Origin of the sequence: Nocardia amamiensis (assembly GCF_015477605.1) — a bacterium.
Classification (GTDB): Bacteria; Actinomycetota; Actinomycetes; order Mycobacteriales; family Mycobacteriaceae; genus Nocardia; species Nocardia amamiensis_A.
Map to the genome: position 1 here is coordinate 102,174 of NZ_JADLQX010000003.1, position 17,082 is coordinate 119,255.

The window sequence follows — 17,082 nt, forward strand, 5'->3', positions numbered from 1 at the left end:
GCGCTTGCTCTAGACGAGCTGCTTTTCCGGTCGGTGCTGTCGTTGCTGTTGCCAAAACAATCCCAATCCCTCTCGGACGCGCTCGACGTCCTCAGCGGTTCCCATGAGTTCGAAGCGATACAGGTACGGCACCCCGCACTTGCGCGAGATCAGCTCGCCCGCATAGCAATAGGTCTCGCCGAAGTTCGTGTTGCCCGCCGCGATGACGCCGCGCAGCAGCGACCGGTTGTGCGGATCGTTCAGGAACTTGGCGACCTGCCGCGGCACGAAATCCTTCTCGGAACGGTTGCCCCCGAGCACGTGCCGACCGCCCCCGTAGGTGGGGACGATCAGCACGTACGGCTCGTCTACGCGCAGTGAGTCGGCGGTGTGCAGCGGGATGCGAGTCGCCGGGAGACCCAGCTTCTCGACGAAACGATGTGTGTTCTCCGAAGCGCTGGAGAAGTAGACCAGCGCCGTCGTCTCCGACATGGTCGACTTCCTCTTCTCAGGAGTGCCGGGCACTCGGCCCCTCGGATGAACCGGAAGCGATGGACGCGATCAGGCCGCCACGGTCGCGAGCGACTTGATGCGGTCGGGCCGGAAGCCCGACCAGTGATCGTCCCCTGCCACCACGACCGGCGCCTGCAAGTACCCGAGCGCCATGACGTAGTCACGCGCGTCGTCGTTCTCCGAGATATCGATGACCTCGTAGTCCACCCCGGCCTTGTCGAGGGCCTTGTAGGTGGCGTTGCACTGGACGCAAGCGGGCTTGGTGTACACGGTGACGGTCATTGATGTCCTCTCTCCTTGTGCCTGATCCACAGCTTGTGATCCGTATGCCGATCGTTTCGAGCGACCTGCAAGCAGTCGCTAGCGATGGCACTATCCGACATACTGCGCAAACTCCTGGATCCGGACTCGAAGCCCTGGTCAGCCACGGTTGGCCGTCTCTCGTCTCGCGCCCTCTTCCAGTACCGAAGACACTACACCTAGTGGCCGACAGATTCATCCAACACGACATGTAGCGAGTCACATTGATGAAATTCCACGCGGAGAAGTACCTGGATGCTCGATTACCCCGCCACAAAAAGAGTGACGCAGATCACTCTGGAGAGCTTCAGCTAACAAGCAGCAATCATTAGACAAACGCCGAGGGCCGTCGCTACCGCGGTAACGACGGCCCTCGGCGGAGACCGGGAGTGGAGCTTACACGGACACCAGTTCGCCCCGCGTGGCCTCGACCAGCTCCCGCACCGAACTCGCCAGCCCGGTCAATGCCTCGGCGTCATCGCGCGGATGCGAGGAGGCGAACCGCTCTCCGATGACGCCGAAGTGCAGGTGCGCGGACTCGACGACCTTCGCGCCGGCCACGCCGAGCGCCTTGACCGCGTCTCCGTGCGCCCACTGCGCCGCGTTCGGGCTGATCGATGCGCTCACCACGGCGGTGGGCTTGCCCGTGATGGCACCGGAGCCGTACGGACGCGACGTCCAGTCGATCGCGTTCTTCAGCACCGCCGACAGCGTGCCGTTGTATTCCGGCGTCACCAGCAGCAGGCCATCCGCGTCGGCGACCGCGTCACGCAGCGCCTGGGCGGCGGCGGGCACGGAACCGGGAACGTCGATGTCCTCGTTGTAGAACGGGATGTCGGCGAGTCCTTCATAGAGGGTGACCTCGACACCCTCCGGGGCGGTCTGCGCGGCGGCCTCGGCGAGCTGACGATTGACCGAGGCGGCACGGAGGCTACCGACAAGTGCGAGTATGCGAGTGTTGCTCATGACAACTCCTGGTGTACTGAATGTGGTGTCCGTACGTTCACCACAGACCAACCGGACTGCGGTCCGATTACTTCCCGCGGAGCCTGCGTGAGCGCTGTGAACTACCCCACACCCGATGCGCCACCACCCCGCGGGCGCCACCTGCTCGACGTCGGCGCACCGCTGCCCGGCACGTCGCAGCCCGTCGAGCGTGCCGACGCGGCGCGCAACCGCCAGCTCCTGCTGGACGCCGCACAGCACTTGGTGCGCGAACAAGGTGTCGACAGCCTCACGATGGACGCGCTGGCCAAGCGCGCCGGGGTCGGCAAGGGCACGGTGTTCCGCCGGTTCGGCAGCCGGTCGGGGCTGATGCTCGCGCTGCTGGATCACTCGGATCGAAAGTTCCAGGAAGCGTTCATCTTCGGCCCGCCGCCGCTGGGCCCCGGTGCCCCGCCGGTGGAACGGCTGGTCGCCTTCGGACGCGCCCGGTTGCTGGACATCGAAGTCGCGGGCGAACTGCATCGCGCGGCCGAACTCGGCGAGGCCGGGGACCGCTATTCCGGCGCGCCCTACGGTCTGCTGCGCGCCCACGTCGCGATGCTGCTGCGGCAGGCCGGAGCACCCGGTGAGATCCCGCTGGTCGCCGACGCGCTTCTGGCGATGCTGGGCGCGCCGCTGGTCATGCACCACATGCACGTCCAGGGGTACACCCGCGAGCAGATCGGCGACAACTGGGAGAGCCTGGTTCGGCGCGTTGTCACCCGATGAATCGCCAGTAGACTCGGGCGCCATGCGGAACGTGCGCGAACAGATCATCAGCGAACTGGGCGTCCAGCCCACGATCGAGCCGAAGACCGAAGTGCGGCGGCGGATCGATTTCCTCAAGGATTATCTGAATGCCACGCCCGCAAAGGGATTCGTCCTCGGAATCAGCGGCGGGCAGGACAGCGCCCTCACCGGCCGGCTCTGCCAGCTCGCGGCCGAAGAACTGCGCGCCGACGGCGCGGACGCGACATTTCTCGCCGTCCGGCTGCCCTACGGGGTGCAGGCCGACGAGGCCGACGCGAGGATCGCGCTGAAATTCGTCCAGCCGGACCGCCAAGTCGTGGTGAACGTCCGTCCCAGCGCGAACGCGGCGGCTGCCGAGGCGGCCACCGCGCTCGGGGTGGACAAGCTGCGGGACTTCGTGCGCGGCAACATCAAGGCGCGCGAACGCATGGTGATCCAGTACGCCCTGGCCGGGCAGGAGAACATGCTGGTGGTCGGCACCGACCACGCGGCGGAGGCGGTCACCGGCTTCTTCACCAAGTACGGCGACGGCGGCGTCGACCTGACCCCGCTCACCGGCCTCAGCAAGCGCCAGGGCGCGGCGCTGCTGCAAGAACTGGGTGCGCCCCCCAGCATCTGGTCCAAAGTCCCCACCGCCGACCTGGAGGACGACCGGCCCGCCCTGCCCGACGAAGAGGCGCTCGGCCTGCGCTACAGCGAGATCGACGATTACCTGGAAGGCAACGAGGTCAGCGCGGAAGTCGCCGCCAAGATCGAATCCATCTATCTGAACACCCGGCACAAGCGGACCGTTCCGGTGACTCCGCTGGACACCTGGTGGCGCTGAGTACCTAGCGCGCCGACTCGACCTCCGCGAGACGGCGCGCCAGGAACCGCCGCACCTGGTCGTTGCCTGCCAGCTCCAGCGCCGCGCGATAGCTCTCCGCGGCCTCCGTACAGCGTCCGTCACGTCGCAGCAGATCAGCACGGGTCGCGGGTACCAGATGCGATCCGGCCAGCCGCGGGTCGGCGGCGACCTCGTGGAGGGCGGCCAGCCCCGCGTGGAACCCGCGGGCGAAACCCACCGCCACGGCGCGGCTCACCGACACCGCCGGCGACGGAGCGAGCACGAGCAGTTCGTCGTACTGCGCGACGATCGAGTGCCAATCGGTCTGCGCCCAACACGGCGCCGTCGCGTGCGCGGCTGCGATGCGCGCCTGCACCAGGTACGGGCCGCCGCCTTCCGCCTCGGCCGACCTCAGGCATTCCAGCCCGGCCCGGATCGCCGCTTGGTCCCACCGCGACCGATCCTGGTCCTCCAAAGGAACCAACTCCCCGTCGCCGCGCCGCCGTTGGTTTCGGCGGCTGTCCTGTAACAGCATCAGCGCCAGCAGCGCACGCGCCTCGGGTTCGCGCGGCAGCAACCCGCACAGCAGCCTGCCGAGCCGAATCGCTTCATCGCACAGCTCGTCTCGCACCGCGGAAGTTCCCGATGTCGCGAAGTACCCCTCGGTGAACACCAGATACACGCACGCCAGTACGCCAGGGATCCGCTCGGGCAGCAGACGCGGGGGCGGCACGCGCAGCGGGATGCCCGCCTGACGGATCTTCGCCTTCGCGCGCGTGAGGCGTTGCGCCACTGTTTGTTCCGGTTGCAGAAAGGCACGCGCTATCTCTGCCGTGCTCAGGCCGCACACGAGGCGCAGCGTCAAGGCCACCTGCGAGGGCCGCGACAGCGCCGGGTGGCAGCAGGTGAAGATCATCCGCAGTTGGTCGTCCGGCACCGGCGACACCTCGGCCTCCTCGTTCGGCGCCCGCGTCAGAGCCGCGTCATGCTCCTTGACCGCCCTGGCCGACTCGCGCCGCAACCGGTCCAGCGCTCTATTGCGCGCGGCCGTGGTGATCCAACCGCCCGGATTGGACGGCAGTCCACGCTCGGGCCAGGTGCGCAGTGCGTCGGCGAATGCCTCCTGCACCGCGTCCTCGGCCAAGCCGATATCGCCGACCATCCTGGCCACCGTCGCGAGGGCCCGGCCGAACTCGGCGCGGTAGACGGCGTCGATCGTCGCGGCCGGACCCATACGCACGTCAGTTGCCCAGGTCCACGATCTGACGCACCTCGGTGCGCCCGCGCTCGCCCAGCGGGATGGCCGCGGCGATCTCGGCCGCCTGCGCTCGGTCCCGCGCGGTGTACAAGTACAGCCCGTCCACCACCTCGGCGAATTCCGCGTACGGTCCGTCGGTGAGCAACGTCTTCCCGTCGCGCACCCGTACCGTGGTCGCCGAGGACGGCGGTTGCAGCGCTCCACCACCGCGGATCTCTGCTTCATACTTCGCGCCGAAGCGCTGGTGTTCGGCGACGGCGGCGTCCCACTCCGGCGTCTCCGGCACGATCACCGCGTCGGGAGCCTCCCACAGCAACGCCAGCCACCAATCCGCGCGCGGAGTGTCGTGCGGCGACCACATCACCATCGGGCGTACTTCCACTGCCCCGTCCTCGGCGGCGGGCACCTGGCGGGCCAGCCGGATCGCCTCGTCCAGATCCGCGGCTTCGAACACATAGAATCCGCCGACGACCTCGGCCTGCTCGGCGAACGGGCCATCGGTGACCAGCGTCTGCCCTCCGCTGCGCCGGATGTGCAGCGCGTCGGCGGACGGGAACAGCGCCGCGCCGCCCGCGACCGCCGCCGCCTCGCGCTCTTCGAACGCCGCGTATTTCGCGACCTCGGCTTCGAACTCCGGCGTGCCGGGCCGGGCGCCGGGTACGTCTTCGCGTCCCACCAGTGTCGCCAGGTAGTGCATAGCGTCATCCTTCCTCGAATAGACGGGGTCGGATACCCCGTTCTATACGGACGACGAACGGCGCATGCCGTTTTCTACACCCTCGTGGACCGAATATTCACGCGTCTTCAGCACACCAGGCCGCCCTGTCCCGCCGCGGTGGCGCGGAGCAGATCGCGGACGAGCTCGAATTCGACCCTTTCCGGCGTGCGGAAGCGCAGGCATCCCTTGCCCATGTCATGTCCAGCCAGACGGTCGGAGAAGGCCGCGCGCACGTCGGCGCGCAACAGATAGAAAGAGATGTACTGCTTCTGGTTCGCGAAGGCGATCTCCCCGACCCCGGCGCGCTCGTAGCAGGGCATGCCGTAGGACATGACCTCGGTGAAGCCGGTCAGTTCCGCGCGGCATAGCTCGCGCAGACGAGAGAGCGCGGCCCGGCGCGCTTCCGGCACCTCGGCCAGGTAGGCATCGACGTCGCTCGCCTTGCTCTGCACCACCGCTCGACTGTAACCGCACCACGCGGCGTACGCGGGGAGCGAAGGCCGAGGTACACACAACGCGCACGGCCGGAGCGAAGGCCGAGTACGCACAATGCGCACGGCCGGAGCGAAGGCGGAGGTACGCCTATCCCCCCGCGAACGGCGGGAGCACGTCGACGCGTGGGCTGAGTGCGGTTGTGGGGTCGCGGGTGAGTTCGTCGCCGATCAGGTAGGCGCACACCGACAGCATCTTGTCCAGGCTGGGGCCGTAGGCGGCCGCCAGGGTGGCGCGCAGGTCGGCTACCGTGGCGCCCGCCGGAAACTCCAGGGTCTCGCTGTCCTTGCCGACCGCGTCGGCGATCGCGGCGAAGTAGCGGATCTCAACCACCGATGGCTCCCATCGTCCGCTCCGGCGGGACGAAGCCCTCGGCGTCGATGCCATGTCCCGCCCACTTGTTCCACATCGCGCCGCGCCAGAGCGTCGCGAGCTCCTCGTCGTCGGCGCCGGAACGTATCGCCTGGCGCAGGTCGAATTCCTGATCGCTGAACAGGCACGACCGAAGCATGCCGTCCGCGGTCAGGCGGGTGCGGTCGCAGGTGTCGCAGAACTTGCGGGTGACCGTCGCGATGATGCCCACGGTGCCCGGCCCACCGTCGACCAGCCACTTCTCCGCCGGGGCCGACGGATCCGCGCGCCCCGCCTCGGTGAGCTGGAACCGAGTGCCGAGCACGTCGAGCAGTTCGGCGGCGGTGACCATGTTGGCCCGGGCCCACTCGTGGTCGGCGTCGAGCGGCATCTCCTCGATGAACCGCAGCTCACAGCGCTCGTCCAGGCACCAGCGCAGCAGATCCGGCGCGCCGGCGAGGGTCTCGCGCATCAGCACGGCGTTGACCTTGATGGGCGCGAGTCCGGCGTCCCGCGCGGCGCGGATACCGGCGAACACGGATTCGAGGCGATCGCGCCGGGTGAGCTGCTTGAATCCCGCCCGGTCGACCGTATCCAGCGACACGTTCACCCGGTGCAGCCCAGCGGCTGCGAGCCTGCGGGCACGGTGCTCGAGCCCGACAGCGTTGGTCGTCATGGCCAGCGGGATGTGCGGGACCTCGGCGTGGCAGCCCGCGATGATCTGCTCCAGCTCGCGGCGCATCAGCGGCTCGCCGCCGGTGAAGCGGACCTCGCGCACCCCCAGATCGCGCACCGCCAGACGCACCAGCCGCACGATCTCGTCCACGGTGAGCAGTTCGTGCCGCGGAATCTCCGGCAGCCCCTCCTCCGGCATGCAGTAGGTGCAGCGCAGCGAGCACTTCTCGGTGATGGAGACGCGCAGGTCTCGGGCGACGCGTCCGAAACGATCCAGCAGATATGGAGTGTCGGGACGGCCGTCGAGCGAGGGACGCCCGGAACGTACGGCGGGAATCCCGATCTCGACCAGAGTCACACGTCCATTATGACCGGCGAGCCCGAATCGGGAGCGGGCGGAAGGTCCATCAATGCTCACCGTGCCGGGGCTCCGACGGTGAGGCGGCCCCTCTGCCTCAGCCCGGCCCGGCGCGGACACAGACGGCTGCGCCGTTTCCGCAGCTGCCTCTACCTGCGCTCGGCCCAATGCACCTGCAGACGGACTCCGTCCGACACCGCCGTTTCCACGGCTACGTCTACCTCTGCTCGGCCCGGCGCGAACTGCAGACGACCCGTTCGGCTGCACCGTTCCGCGGCTGCCTCTGCCATCGCTCGGCCCGACGCGAACTGCAGACAGACCCCGTCCGACACCGCCGTTCCCACGGCTACCTCTGCCATCGCTCGGCCCGACGCGAACTGCAGACAGACCCCGTCCGACACCGCCGTTCCCACGGCTACCTCTGCCATCGCTCGGCCGGCGCGGGCTGCGGAGGGACTTCGTGCGGCTGTGCCGATTAGGCTGACGGCATGAAACACCGGCCCGCGAGCGTTTCGGCGAGGTCCGTCGACGATTACCGCGACAACATCGAGCGAGTATTGCGTCCGCTGGCCGCGCGCGCCGTCGAATCCGTCGCGGTGTCGCGCGCGCTGGGCAAGCAACTCGCGGAGGACGTCCGGTCGCCGATCGACCTGCCGGTGTTCCGCAATTCCGCGATGGACGGGTACGCGGTGCGGGCGGAGTCCGTGCTGGTCGCGCCGGTCACGCTGCCGCTGGCCGGTGTGGTCGCCGCCGGCGCCGCGGGCCGCACACCACTTCCGCACGGCGCCGCCGTGAAGGTGATGACCGGCGCACCGCTCCCGCCCGGCGCGGACTGCGTGGTCCCGGTGGAGGACGCGCAAGCCGCCGACAACGCGGTGACCATCGAACGAGGACGCAGCGCAGGCGAATTCGTGCGCGAACCGGGCACCGACGTCCGGACCGGCGACCTGCTCGTCCGCGCGGGAACCACCCTCGCGCCCCGGCACATCGCTGCCCTGGCCGCGGTCGGCCTGGCGACGGTGGCGGTGTTCGGCGCCGTGCGCGGCGCGGTGATCACCACCGGTGACGAGTTGGTCGCCGCGGGAGCCGCGCTACGCCCCGGACAGATCTACAACTCCAACGGCGTCGCGTTGGCCGCCGCGCTCGCGGCCAACGGGGTCGAGGTCGTCTCGGTGGCGCACAGCCCCGACGATCCGGCGCGATTCCGGGCGCTGCTGTCCGCCGCGACCAAGGCGGCCGATGTGGTGTTCACCTCCGGTGGCGTCTCCAAAGGCGACTTCGAGGTGGTCAAGGAGGTGCTCGAGCCGCTCGGTGGCCAGTTCGGCTCGGTCGCGATGCAGCCGGGAGGGCCGCAAGGACTCAGCGTCGTCGAGGGCGTGCCGGTGCTCAGTTTCCCGGGCAACCCGGTCAGCACGATGGTGTCGTTCGAAGTGTTCGCCCGCCCGGTCTTGCGCCACCTCGCCGGCTTACCCGAGGTGGACTGTTACGAGCTTCCGCTGCTCACCGCCGTGCCGCGGTCTCCGGAGGGCAAGCGGCAATTCCTGCGCGGCAAGCTGGTCCGCGCTCAGTCGGACGAATCGCGCCCGCTGCACCGGCACCCGAAGGCGGTCGAGGTGGTGTCGGGGGCCGGCTCGCATCTGGTGGCGGGCATGGCCGGGGCCGACGTGCTGATCGATGTGCCCGCCGAGATCACCGCGCTGCCCGCAGGCGCGCTTGTGCGAGTGTGGTCACTATGAGTGAGCGGACAATGGACACAGCCGAGTGCTCGCTCGTGCCGGAGCCGAGCGTCAGCGAGGTGGAGGCATGAGTGAGCTGTCCCATGTCGACAACGAAGGTCGCGCCCGCATGGTCGATGTGAGCGCGAAGAGCGACACCACCCGGATCGCCGTCGCCGCGGGCGAGTTGCGCACCACGGCCGAGGTGGTCGCGCTGGTGCGGGCCGATGATCTGCCGAAGGCGGACGTGCTGTCCACCGCACGCATCGCGGGCATCGCGGGGGCCAAGAAGACCTCGGAGCTGATCCCGCTGTGTCACCAGCTGGCGCTCTCGTCGGTGCGGGTCGAGTTCGGCTTCGCCGAAACCGCCATCACGATCGAGGCCACCGCGAAGACCAAGGGACCCACCGGGGTCGAGATGGAGGCGCTCACCGCGGTCGCGGTCGCCGGTCTCACGCTGCACGACATGGTGAAGGCGGTGGATCCCGCGGCGACGCTCACCGACGTGCGGCTGCTCACCAAAGAGGGTGGCAAGCACGGGCATTGGGAGCGTCCGGACATCTTGGGACAGCCCGAAACGACGACTCCGCAGCCCGAGAACGCCTCGGCCGGTGAGTTCGCCGCGGAGGAAATCTCCGAGGACACCGAGCCTGAACCCGACGAGGTCGAGCGCTCGGCCGTGGTGTTGGTCTCCTCCACGGGCGTCGCGGCGGGCACCCGCGTCGACACCACCGGCCCGGTCCTCGTGGAATGGCTCGCCGATCTCGGCTTCTCCGTGCGTGGTCCGCTGGTCTACGCCGACGACGATATCGAGTACGGCCTGGCCGATGCGCTGCGGTTCGAGCCCGCGCTGGTGATCAGCACCGGCGGGACCGGCGCGTCCCCCACCGACGGGACCCCCGAAGCCACCCTCGCGCTGCTGGATCGCGAACTCCCCGGCGTGGCGGAGGCGATCCGGCAGCGCGGCACCGCGAAATTCCCGCTCGCCGCGCTGAGCCGCGGGGTGGCCGGGCTCGCGGGCCGCTCGGTGATCGTGAACCTGCCCGGATCGCCCGGCGGCGTCAAAGACGGCATCGCGGTGCTGGAACCGCTGCTGGATCATCTGCTCGCACAAGTAGCCGGAGGTGGTAGTCATGACAACGGCTGAGGCCACGGTCCGGCTCGCCCGGATCAGCGACCAGCCGCTGGACCCCGACGAGGTGGAGTCAGCGGTGACCGGACCGCACTACGGCGGGGTCGTGGTGTTCACCGGGAAGGTCCGCGATCACGATGGCGGACAGGCCGTTTCGGCACTGGAATACTCCGCGCACCCACAGGCGGAGCGGTTCCTGCACACCGTCTGCGCGGAAGTCGCGGCTTTGCACGGCTTGCCGGTCGCCGCCGTGCATCGCATCGGCTCGCTCGCCGTCGGCGATCGCGCGATCGTCGTCGCGGTGGCGGCGGCGCATCGCGGCGAGGCGTTCGCCGTGTGCGCGGAACTGGTCGATCGGATCAAACACGAAGTCCCGATCTGGAAACGGCAATTGTTCGCCGACGGCCTGTCCGAATGGGTGAATGCCTGCGGGTGACCGAGGTATCTCGGCGACGATTGCGAGTGCGTCGACGTCATCGCGCGTGCCGGTGCACTCGGCCGCATCGATGACGTACGCGGTGCTGTGGCGAACCGCTGTTTGCCTCCCGGCGAAACGTGACGAGCTGCGCTCAGTGCGGTGTGTAGCGCCAGACGCCGAGCATGCTCTGTGGGTCGAGGGGGACCTCGGCGTCGTGCACGGTCTCCCGTAGCCGGGCCAGGGCTGCGTCGGTGTGCAATCCAGCGCCGATGAGTACCAGCTGCGCGCCACGCGATTCGCCCCGTGACCAACTGCCCGGTTCGAAGGCGATGTGGCGGCCGACCATGTGCAAGACGAACTTCCTGCGTTCATCGGCGACGCCGAACGTGGCGAAGCCCTTCGCCCGGAAGAGGCCCGGCGGCGGGTCCTCCAGAAAACCGATCAGTTTGCGCGGGTCGAGCTCGCGCCCGCTGGTGAACGAGACGCTGGTGTAGTCGTCGTGCAGATGGCGGTGCTCGGTGTGGTCCTGGTCGTGGTCGTGCTCGGTGAGCAGTTCGTCGAAGCTCAGTTGTTCGGCCGCGCGAGGCGTTTCCCGCAGCGGTTCGTCGAACAGCAGCCCTGGATCGACCCGGCCGTGCGTCGTCGCGTACACCGGCGCGGGGCCGACCAGCGCGGTGACGTCCGCACGCAGCCGGGCCAACTGCTGCGCGGATACCCGGTCGGCCTTGTTCACCACCACCAGATCGGCCAGCCGTAGGTGCGTGAGCAGCTCGGGGTGGCGTGCGCTGCTCTCCGGGAACTGTTCGGCGTCGACCACTTCGACCAAGCCGCCGTAATGGATGCGCGGGTTGTCGCTGCCGACGACCATCCGGATCAGATTGCGCGGCTCGGCCAGTCCGCTGGCCTCCACCACGATCACGTCGATCTTGGCGCGCGGCTGCGCGAGGCGGGTGAACAACGCGTCCAACTCGGTGACGTCCACCGCGCAGCACACGCAACCGTTGCCCAGCGAGACCATGGCGTCGACCTGCCCCGCGACCAGCATGGAGTCGATGTTGATCGCGCCGAAGTCATTGACCACCACGCCGATCCTGGTGCCCCGATTGTTCCGCAGCAGGTGGTTGAGCAGCGTGGTCTTTCCCGAACCGAGAAACCCCGCGACGAGCACAACAGGAATCCGGTCAGCCATTCCGCTCACCCTACTGCGCGGCAGGAGCGGGAGAGAAAGCCGGACGCCATCCTCGATGTGGGCGAGGATGGCGTCCGGTGGGTTCGGTGTGCGGACTATTTCGCGGGGCCCAGCAGCATGCCCGCCAGGGTGTAGGCCAGGTTGATCAACTCCGCGCTGACGGCGTTGTCATCCATGCCGAGCGATTTCGCCAGCGGCAGCAGCAACTCCATGATCGAGCCCGGTGTCACGGTGAATCCGGGTACTTCCTGCGAATACGGTTCGCTCGGCGACTGGGCGGTGCCCGGCGACCCCGGCGCGTTCGGTATCGCCGGAGTGCCCGGCGTGGACTGCGACTGTGGTGTGCCCGGGACCGCCTGGCTCTGCGGCATTCCCGGCACCGTCTGGCTCTGCGGCACACCTGGGATCGTCTGGCCCTGTGGAATGCCCGGGGTCGTCTGCCCCTGCGGCAGTCCCGGCACCGCCTGGCTCTGCGGCATTCCCGGCACCGCCTGCCCCTGCGGCACACCAGGGACCGTCTGTCCCTGCTGCGTGCCCGGATTCGTCTGCCCCTGCGGCGTGCTCTGCTCCCCCGCCGGACGGTCGGAGGGCGTGCCGGGTTGCGGAATGGGCTGCACAGCCGACTGATCCGACGGCGCACCCGCCTGCGGTGTGCCGAGCAGGTAGCCGACCAGCCCGGTCGTGAGGGCGATCGCGTGTTTCAGCTGGCCTTGCGGCGTCTCGAGCAGCGCGGCGTCCTCGGAATTGGCTCCGTTGCCCATCTCCAGGAAGACGAGCGGCACCGCGGTCAGCGCGGGCCCGGCGACATCCTTGCGGGTCTGCAGTCCGTCCGCGACGCCGCCGTAGTTCGCCGGGACGAAGCCTGCCTGCCGGTATGCGTCGCGCACCGCCTGCGACGCGGCCAGGCCCGCTCCGGACTGGACCTGATTGACGATCGCGTTCGGGATGGGCAGTTCGGGAACGATCAGATGGAAGCCGTGATACTCCGCGGGGGCACTGTCGGCATGGATGCTCACGGCCACGGCGGCGCCGGACTGCGTCGCCGCGTTCGCCCGGTCATCGATGCAGCCACCCCAGCCCGTGTCGTCCTGGCGGCTCAGCACCACCCGCGCGCCCAGTCCCTCCAGCGCGGTTCTGACCATCTGGCTGACGTTCCAGGTGATGGTGTGCTCCGGAACGCCGTTGATCGTGGACATCCCGGTGGTCTGGCAGTCCTTGGTACCGCCACGACCGTCGCCGACCGGTCTGGCAAGGTTTTCGGAGTGATTCGACCCTTGGTGTCCCGGGTCGAGGAATACGGTTCTACCTGCGAGTTTGTTCGCCATGTTCGGCGATGTCGGTGCAGCCTGCGCGGTGGCGGGCAGCAACCCGGACACCGTCATCGTTACCGCGGCCGTGACGGCGGTACAGATACCGGCCTTGATGATGCTTGGCTTCATAGTGCGGTCGGTGCCCCGGGACGGGGCACCCCTCCCTTCCCACTTGTAACACCAAACCCACGATTCACTTTGGCAACGCCTGTCTCAGCAAGGCAAGGCGCGTTATCGAAGTGTTACAGTCCGCGCCGCGCATTGCCATCAGGCGCGCTCCGGCAGTTTGCGCAGAGGTCGCAGAGCGTAGAGCACCAAGCTCAGGACTGTACCGACCGGCACGCCGAATGCGTCGGCAACTCGCTGGTAGCACCAGATGACGTCGGTCAGGTGTGCCCCCAGGGCGACAGCAGCAGCGCCAATAGCTGGGTATCGCGCGATTCAGCGCGCGGCGTTGTCCCACAGCACAGGAATCCCTGATTTCGGGCACACCACCGGGTCTGTTCTGGTAAGTGTGGCCGCGCGGAGATGCGGGGATCTCCCGATTCCGCCGCGATGGCGGGAGAACGGCAGCCGCGACGCGGCGGTAGCACAGTCGAGGAGAACACCCTTATGCGTGCAAGCACGCTTCAACTCGCGGGGGCCACGGCCTCCGCGGTCACCCTGCTCGCCGCCGGAACGGCGGCGGCCGAACCCGCGAACACCATGCCGCAGGACGGCGTCTACCTGGTCGGCGTAGACATCCTCCCCGGTGTGTGGGAGGCGCCGGGGACTCCCGATCCGGCCTTCGGTTGCGACTGGCGCAGGCTGTGGAAGGTCGAGGGGGACAACACGAACCTGCAGAACATCATCGCAAACAACTACACCCGGCTCAGCCCGGTTCGCGTGGAGATCAAGCCGACCGACGTCGCGTTCCGGACCGAGAACTGCGGCCCCTGGCGGTTGCTGTCCGCGCGGCCGCAGACCGGATCGTTCGGCGGCTAGCGGGAGACACCCTCCTTCACCAGCGTGAACTGCATGACGTCGATATGCCCGCTGCGGAAGTTCGCCGCGCAGCCGGTGAGGTACTTCATGTATCGCTCGTAGACCTCTTCGGACGCGATCGCGATCGCTTCGGCACGGTGCTCGCGCAGCGCCTGCGCCCAGCAGTCGAGGGTGCGCGCGTAGTGCGGTCGCAGTTCCTGGATCTTCTCGGTGCCCAGGCCGGCGCGACCGGCGAGCCGGGTCACCTCGGCGGGCTGCGGCAGCTGGCCGCCCGGGAAGATCTCCCGCTTGATGAAGATGTGGAACAGCGCGTGCTCCCTGGTCACCGGGATATTCATGCGCTGGAGATCGGCGAGGGTGTGGCCGACGATGGTGTGCAGGAGCATCCGCCCGCCCGGCGGCAGCATCCGATGACAGCGTTCGAAGAATGTCGCGTAGCGCTCGCGCCGGAAATGCTCGAACGCGCCGATGCTGACGATGCGGTCGGCGTTGTCGTCGTATTCTTCCCAGCCCTGCAACCGGACCTCGACGCCCGCCAGGCGCTTCCGGTCGATCATGGCCTGCACATAGTCGTACTGATTGCGGCTGAGCGTCAGGCCGACGACCTTGGCGCCGTACTCGGTGGCGGCGCGCAGCATGGTCGCGCCCCAGCCGCAGCCGATGTCGAGCAGCGTCATTCCCGGTCGCAGGTCGAGCTTTCCCAGCGCGAGATCGATCTTGGCGCGCTGCGCTTGTTCGAGCGTCATGTCGGGGCGCTCGAAATAGGCGCAGCTGTAGGTCATCGAGGGATCGAGGAACAGCGCGTAGAACGCGTCGGAGACGTCGTAGTGCTCTTGCACTTGCCGATAGAACGGCCGGAGGTCGGTCATCGCGTTTCTCCTGTTCAACGGGTTCATATCCGGATACCCGCGCGCATGGCGAAGCGTTTCGGCCCGCGGGGCACCGATACCGAACCGATGCCGAGGTCTCCGTTGCACAACACATGGGGAGGCATCCGATTACCTACGGCGTAATCGACTCCGGACATGGCGTCGGGCAGGATCGCGCCCATGATCGACGAAACGGGCACCGCGCTCTTCCACCAGACCATGCCGTTCACCGAACGTCTCGGCATCGAGGTCCTCGCACACGGACCCGAGCTGGTACGCAGCCGACTGGCCTGGAACGAGTCACTGTGCACCCTCGGTGGCGTGCTGCACGGCGGGGCGCTGATGTCGCTTGCCGACGCGACCGGCGCGGTGTGCGCGTTCCTGAACCTGCCCGAAGGCAAGCAGGGCACCACCACGGTCGAGTCCAAGACGAACTTCCTGCGCGCCGTCCGCTCCGGCTACGCCACGGCAACCGCGATTCCGCTGCACGCCGGACGTTCGTTCATCGTGGTCGAGACGGCGATCCACGATGACGCGGAAAAGCTGGTCGCCAAGATCACCCAGACCCAAGCAGTGCTCTAGGCGCAGGCGAGGCCGCGGCGATCACCCCCGCCGTGGCGCGGGCGGCCGGCCACACCCGGGCGAGATCGAGCAGTTGCCGCAGCCCGGCGTCGAAGTCCTTCGCGGGCACGGGCAATCGGGCCGGGGGCGATCCGACCGGCGCGGACCCCGACTTCCGCGCGAGCGCCGCCTGCGCCACCTGGCGTGCGTAGTCGGTCAGCGGACAGCCCGACCCGGCCGGCCCGGCGGTGGCCGGAGCGTACCGGCCGAGGTGCAACAGGGCGTCCTGAATCTCCACGGTCATCCGCATCAGCCGGGACTTCGGATCGGTGCGGTCCTCCGGGCCGGGGCGCAGGACGATCTCGGGAACCGCCGCGGTGAGATCCCGCCACAATGGGCGCAACCTGCGGCAGGTTCGCCCGGCGCGGTCGAGCTCCGCCGCGGCGAGCTGCGACTTCACCAGCGGAATGGCAATGAACATCGCGTCGAGCACGAGGCAGGCGGTGACCGACGCTTCAACCCTGGCGAGGTGCGCTCCCCCGCCCTGCCACCCGGTGACCATCTGGACGAGTGACAGCGCCAGATTGATGCCGAAGAGGATTGCCGCCCAGGCCATTCCCCCGGAGACCAGCTTTCCCTCCACACCGATTCCACCGGACCGTAGCTCCCGTACGCACATCCGGGCCAGCAGCGAGGTGTTCACCAGCAGAGGCAGGCCGAACGCGGTCCACACCACGATGTCACCCGGGCTTGCGGTCAGGTCGACCAGTCGCCCTTCCTGGCGCGCCGACGTGCCCGCCAGCAGGATCGTGGCGGCGCATGCGGCGGCGAGCACACCACAGACGCGGTGCCTGCGCCAGACCGAGACCGGGTCCGCGTCGAAGGCCCAGACACGGACGATCCCTTGCAGGCACATCGACGACATCACCGTGCAACCGAGCGCCAGCTGATGGGCCAGGCTCGCGAGACCGGGCGTCATGGTGCAGCGGTACAGCAGCAAGCTCAGCAAACCCCACAGGAACAGCCGGTTGAGCAGCTGATCGACGACAGTGTCGCGCACGAGCACCGACCGGCCCGCGAGGACAGCGGCGACGAGGCCGATCGCAGGCCAGGCGATGACTCCCGGAATCGGTGACAACATCGATAGACCTCCCACCCACGAAACTGTCCCCCGTGGACGATACCGTTGCCGGGTGTTTGTGACCGCCCCCATAAAGAACCGGCAGCAGCCGGCCACCGAGGCGCGTCATCCCTGCCCTGGCGTTCTCGTCTTTCCGGATCCGGACCACGCCCGGATCCACGAGGCGGCTCGCTCCACACCCGCTAGTCCGAGGTCGATCTTGACAAGTACGCGATCCGCTACCACACCCATCGAGCACCTGCCTGATCAGTCCGAGTCGAGGCATTATCAGGCGTTCGCCGGGTCGAGACGGAGCCCGCTTGTCACCGGACCCAGGACAGCGGCGTCTCGATCGTCGGCTGTCACAGCGCAGCGCTACAGCGCGAATTCGGATAGGACGCAAACCATTTGGTGTAACGGCCGTGGGTGTTACTCTCTATCACATAGAGTCTCAGTGACGACACTCACCTCCGACACGCAGTTCCCTGCGGGTGCGCCCGCTTCCCGTAGCCCGCGAACGCGGCACCACCTCATGCTCTGCCCGCCTGTTCGTGCGGCAAGGACGGAGATTTCTGTGCGC

19 protein-coding genes are annotated in these 17,082 nt (G+C 68.4%); 7 read left to right on the forward strand and 12 right to left on the reverse strand.

The features are described 5' to 3' along the window. Positions 1-9 precede the first annotated feature (9 nt). From nrdI to IU459_RS05050, 3 genes are all read right to left on the reverse strand, one after another. Positions 10-471, reverse strand: a complete 462-nt coding sequence (gene nrdI / locus IU459_RS05040; RefSeq protein ID WP_195128282.1) for a class Ib ribonucleoside-diphosphate reductase assembly flavoprotein NrdI — start codon at positions 469-471, stop codon at positions 10-12. A 69-nt stretch (positions 472-540) separates the two neighbouring features. Next, positions 541-774 (reverse strand): redoxin NrdH, encoded by a 234-nt coding sequence (locus tag IU459_RS05045; RefSeq protein ID WP_181718826.1) that lies wholly within the window; start codon positions 772-774, stop codon positions 541-543. A gap of 414 nt (positions 775-1,188) precedes the next feature. Then, positions 1,189-1,758, reverse strand: coding sequence for an NAD(P)H-dependent oxidoreductase (locus IU459_RS05050; protein ID WP_195128283.1), 570 nt, complete (start codon positions 1,756-1,758; stop codon positions 1,189-1,191). A gap of 141 nt (positions 1,759-1,899) precedes the next feature. Between IU459_RS05050 and IU459_RS05055 the strand changes: the two genes are divergently transcribed. Both IU459_RS05055 and nadE read left to right on the forward strand, forming a co-directional pair. After that, positions 1,900-2,505, forward strand: a complete 606-nt coding sequence (locus tag IU459_RS05055) for a TetR/AcrR family transcriptional regulator (RefSeq protein WP_195128547.1) — start codon at positions 1,900-1,902, stop codon at positions 2,503-2,505. 22 nt (positions 2,506-2,527) lie between these two features. Beyond that, the gene (nadE, locus tag IU459_RS05060; protein ID WP_195128284.1) at positions 2,528-3,352 is read left to right on the forward strand and encodes an ammonia-dependent NAD(+) synthetase; all 825 of its coding nucleotides are present in this window, start codon (positions 2,528-2,530) and stop codon (positions 3,350-3,352) included. Positions 3,353-3,356: 4 nt separating this feature from the next. Here the strand turns inward: nadE and IU459_RS05065 are convergent, their stop codons facing one another. The 5 genes from IU459_RS05065 to moaA all read right to left on the reverse strand — a co-directional run bounded on the left by IU459_RS05065 (position 3,357) and on the right by moaA (position 7,204). Then, complete coding sequence (locus tag IU459_RS05065; RefSeq protein ID WP_195128548.1) at positions 3,357-4,586, reverse strand: RNA polymerase sigma factor; 1,230 nt, start codon at positions 4,584-4,586, stop codon at positions 3,357-3,359. A gap of 7 nt (positions 4,587-4,593) precedes the next feature. After that, on the reverse strand, positions 4,594-5,307 hold the full coding sequence (locus IU459_RS05070) for a YciI family protein (RefSeq protein ID WP_195128285.1): 714 nt from the start codon (positions 5,305-5,307) through the stop codon (positions 4,594-4,596). 107 nt (positions 5,308-5,414) lie between these two features. Beyond that, complete coding sequence (locus IU459_RS05075; RefSeq protein WP_195128286.1) at positions 5,415-5,783, reverse strand: iron chaperone; 369 nt, start codon at positions 5,781-5,783, stop codon at positions 5,415-5,417. Between the two features lie 127 nt (positions 5,784-5,910). Then, on the reverse strand, positions 5,911-6,153 hold the full coding sequence (locus IU459_RS05080; RefSeq protein WP_195128287.1) for a MoaD/ThiS family protein: 243 nt from the start codon (positions 6,151-6,153) through the stop codon (positions 5,911-5,913). Further along, positions 6,146-7,204 carry a GTP 3',8-cyclase MoaA gene (gene moaA, locus IU459_RS05085; protein WP_195128288.1) on the reverse strand — a complete coding sequence of 353 codons (1,059 nt, stop codon included), beginning with the start codon at positions 7,202-7,204 and terminating at the stop codon, positions 6,146-6,148. The genes IU459_RS05080 and moaA overlap by 8 nt, the downstream gene beginning before the upstream one ends. A 488-nt stretch (positions 7,205-7,692) precedes the next feature. Between moaA and IU459_RS05090 the strand changes: the two genes are divergently transcribed. From IU459_RS05090 to IU459_RS05100, 3 genes are all read left to right on the forward strand, one after another. Continuing rightward, positions 7,693-8,940 (forward strand): molybdopterin molybdotransferase MoeA, encoded by a 1,248-nt coding sequence (locus IU459_RS05090; RefSeq protein ID WP_195128289.1) that lies wholly within the window; start codon positions 7,693-7,695, stop codon positions 8,938-8,940. Between the two features lie 67 nt (positions 8,941-9,007). Then, positions 9,008-10,066, forward strand: coding sequence for a bifunctional molybdenum cofactor biosynthesis protein MoaC/MoaB (moaCB, locus tag IU459_RS05095; RefSeq protein ID WP_195128290.1), 1,059 nt, complete (start codon positions 9,008-9,010; stop codon positions 10,064-10,066). Further along, complete coding sequence (locus tag IU459_RS05100; protein WP_195128291.1) at positions 10,053-10,487, forward strand: molybdenum cofactor biosynthesis protein MoaE; 435 nt, start codon at positions 10,053-10,055, stop codon at positions 10,485-10,487. The genes moaCB and IU459_RS05100 overlap by 14 nt, the downstream gene beginning before the upstream one ends. 133 nt (positions 10,488-10,620) lie before the next feature. Here the strand turns inward: IU459_RS05100 and IU459_RS05105 are convergent, their stop codons facing one another. Both IU459_RS05105 and IU459_RS05110 read right to left on the reverse strand, forming a co-directional pair. Beyond that, positions 10,621-11,658 carry a CobW family GTP-binding protein gene (locus IU459_RS05105; RefSeq protein ID WP_195128292.1) on the reverse strand — a complete coding sequence of 346 codons (1,038 nt, stop codon included), beginning with the start codon at positions 11,656-11,658 and terminating at the stop codon, positions 10,621-10,623. A 95-nt stretch (positions 11,659-11,753) separates the two neighbouring features. Next, positions 11,754-13,097 carry an N-acetylmuramoyl-L-alanine amidase gene (locus IU459_RS05110; protein ID WP_195128293.1) on the reverse strand — a complete coding sequence of 448 codons (1,344 nt, stop codon included), beginning with the start codon at positions 13,095-13,097 and terminating at the stop codon, positions 11,754-11,756. 483 nt (positions 13,098-13,580) lie between these two features. On the opposite strand from IU459_RS05110, the gene IU459_RS05115 reads away from it, so the two are divergent. Further along, the gene (locus IU459_RS05115; RefSeq protein WP_195128294.1) at positions 13,581-13,952 is read left to right on the forward strand and encodes a hypothetical protein; all 372 of its coding nucleotides are present in this window, start codon (positions 13,581-13,583) and stop codon (positions 13,950-13,952) included. Here the strand turns inward: IU459_RS05115 and IU459_RS05120 are convergent. Beyond that, entirely contained in the window at positions 13,949-14,821 is an 873-nt protein-coding gene (locus IU459_RS05120; RefSeq protein ID WP_195128295.1) for a cyclopropane mycolic acid synthase family methyltransferase, read from the reverse strand. The genes IU459_RS05115 and IU459_RS05120 overlap by 4 nt on opposite strands. 180 nt (positions 14,822-15,001) lie before the next feature. Between IU459_RS05120 and IU459_RS05125 the strand changes: the two genes are divergently transcribed. Further along, entirely contained in the window at positions 15,002-15,403 is a 402-nt protein-coding gene (locus IU459_RS05125; RefSeq protein ID WP_195128296.1) for a PaaI family thioesterase, read from the forward strand. Here IU459_RS05125 and IU459_RS05130 read toward each other — a convergent pair. Next, positions 15,378-16,523: an MAB_1171c family putative transporter gene (locus IU459_RS05130; protein ID WP_195128297.1), complete on the reverse strand. Its 1,146-nt coding sequence runs from the start codon at positions 16,521-16,523 to the stop codon at positions 15,378-15,380. The genes IU459_RS05125 and IU459_RS05130 overlap by 26 nt on opposite strands. Between the last annotated feature and the right edge of the window lie 559 nt (positions 16,524-17,082).

Bases quoted from the DNA above. Each gene is read 5' to 3' on its own strand.
- nrdI (WP_195128282.1), bottom strand. From the start codon at position 471: ATGTCGGAGACGACGGCGCTGGTCTACTTCTCCAGCGCTTCGGAGAAC.
- IU459_RS05045 (WP_181718826.1), bottom strand. From the start codon at position 774: ATGACCGTCACCGTGTACACCAAGCCCGCTTGCGTCCAGTGCAACGCC.
- IU459_RS05050 (WP_195128283.1), bottom strand. From the start codon at position 1,758: ATGAGCAACACTCGCATACTCGCACTTGTCGGTAGCCTCCGTGCCGCC.
- nadE (WP_195128284.1), top strand. From the start codon at position 2,528: ATGCGGAACGTGCGCGAACAGATCATCAGCGAACTGGGCGTCCAGCCC.
- IU459_RS05065 (WP_195128548.1), bottom strand. From the start codon at position 4,586: ATGGGTCCGGCCGCGACGATCGACGCCGTCTACCGCGCCGAGTTCGGC.
- IU459_RS05070 (WP_195128285.1), bottom strand. From the start codon at position 5,307: ATGCACTACCTGGCGACACTGGTGGGACGCGAAGACGTACCCGGCGCC.
- IU459_RS05090 (WP_195128289.1), top strand. From the start codon at position 7,693: ATGAAACACCGGCCCGCGAGCGTTTCGGCGAGGTCCGTCGACGATTAC.
- moaCB (WP_195128290.1), top strand. From the start codon at position 9,008: ATGAGTGAGCTGTCCCATGTCGACAACGAAGGTCGCGCCCGCATGGTC.
- IU459_RS05100 (WP_195128291.1), top strand. From the start codon at position 10,053: ATGACAACGGCTGAGGCCACGGTCCGGCTCGCCCGGATCAGCGACCAG.
- IU459_RS05105 (WP_195128292.1), bottom strand. From the start codon at position 11,658: ATGGCTGACCGGATTCCTGTTGTGCTCGTCGCGGGGTTTCTCGGTTCG.
- IU459_RS05110 (WP_195128293.1), bottom strand. From the start codon at position 13,097: ATGAAGCCAAGCATCATCAAGGCCGGTATCTGTACCGCCGTCACGGCC.
- IU459_RS05115 (WP_195128294.1), top strand. From the start codon at position 13,581: ATGCGTGCAAGCACGCTTCAACTCGCGGGGGCCACGGCCTCCGCGGTC.
- IU459_RS05120 (WP_195128295.1), bottom strand. From the start codon at position 14,821: ATGACCGACCTCCGGCCGTTCTATCGGCAAGTGCAAGAGCACTACGAC.
- IU459_RS05125 (WP_195128296.1), top strand. From the start codon at position 15,002: ATGATCGACGAAACGGGCACCGCGCTCTTCCACCAGACCATGCCGTTC.
- IU459_RS05130 (WP_195128297.1), bottom strand. From the start codon at position 16,523: ATGTTGTCACCGATTCCGGGAGTCATCGCCTGGCCTGCGATCGGCCTC.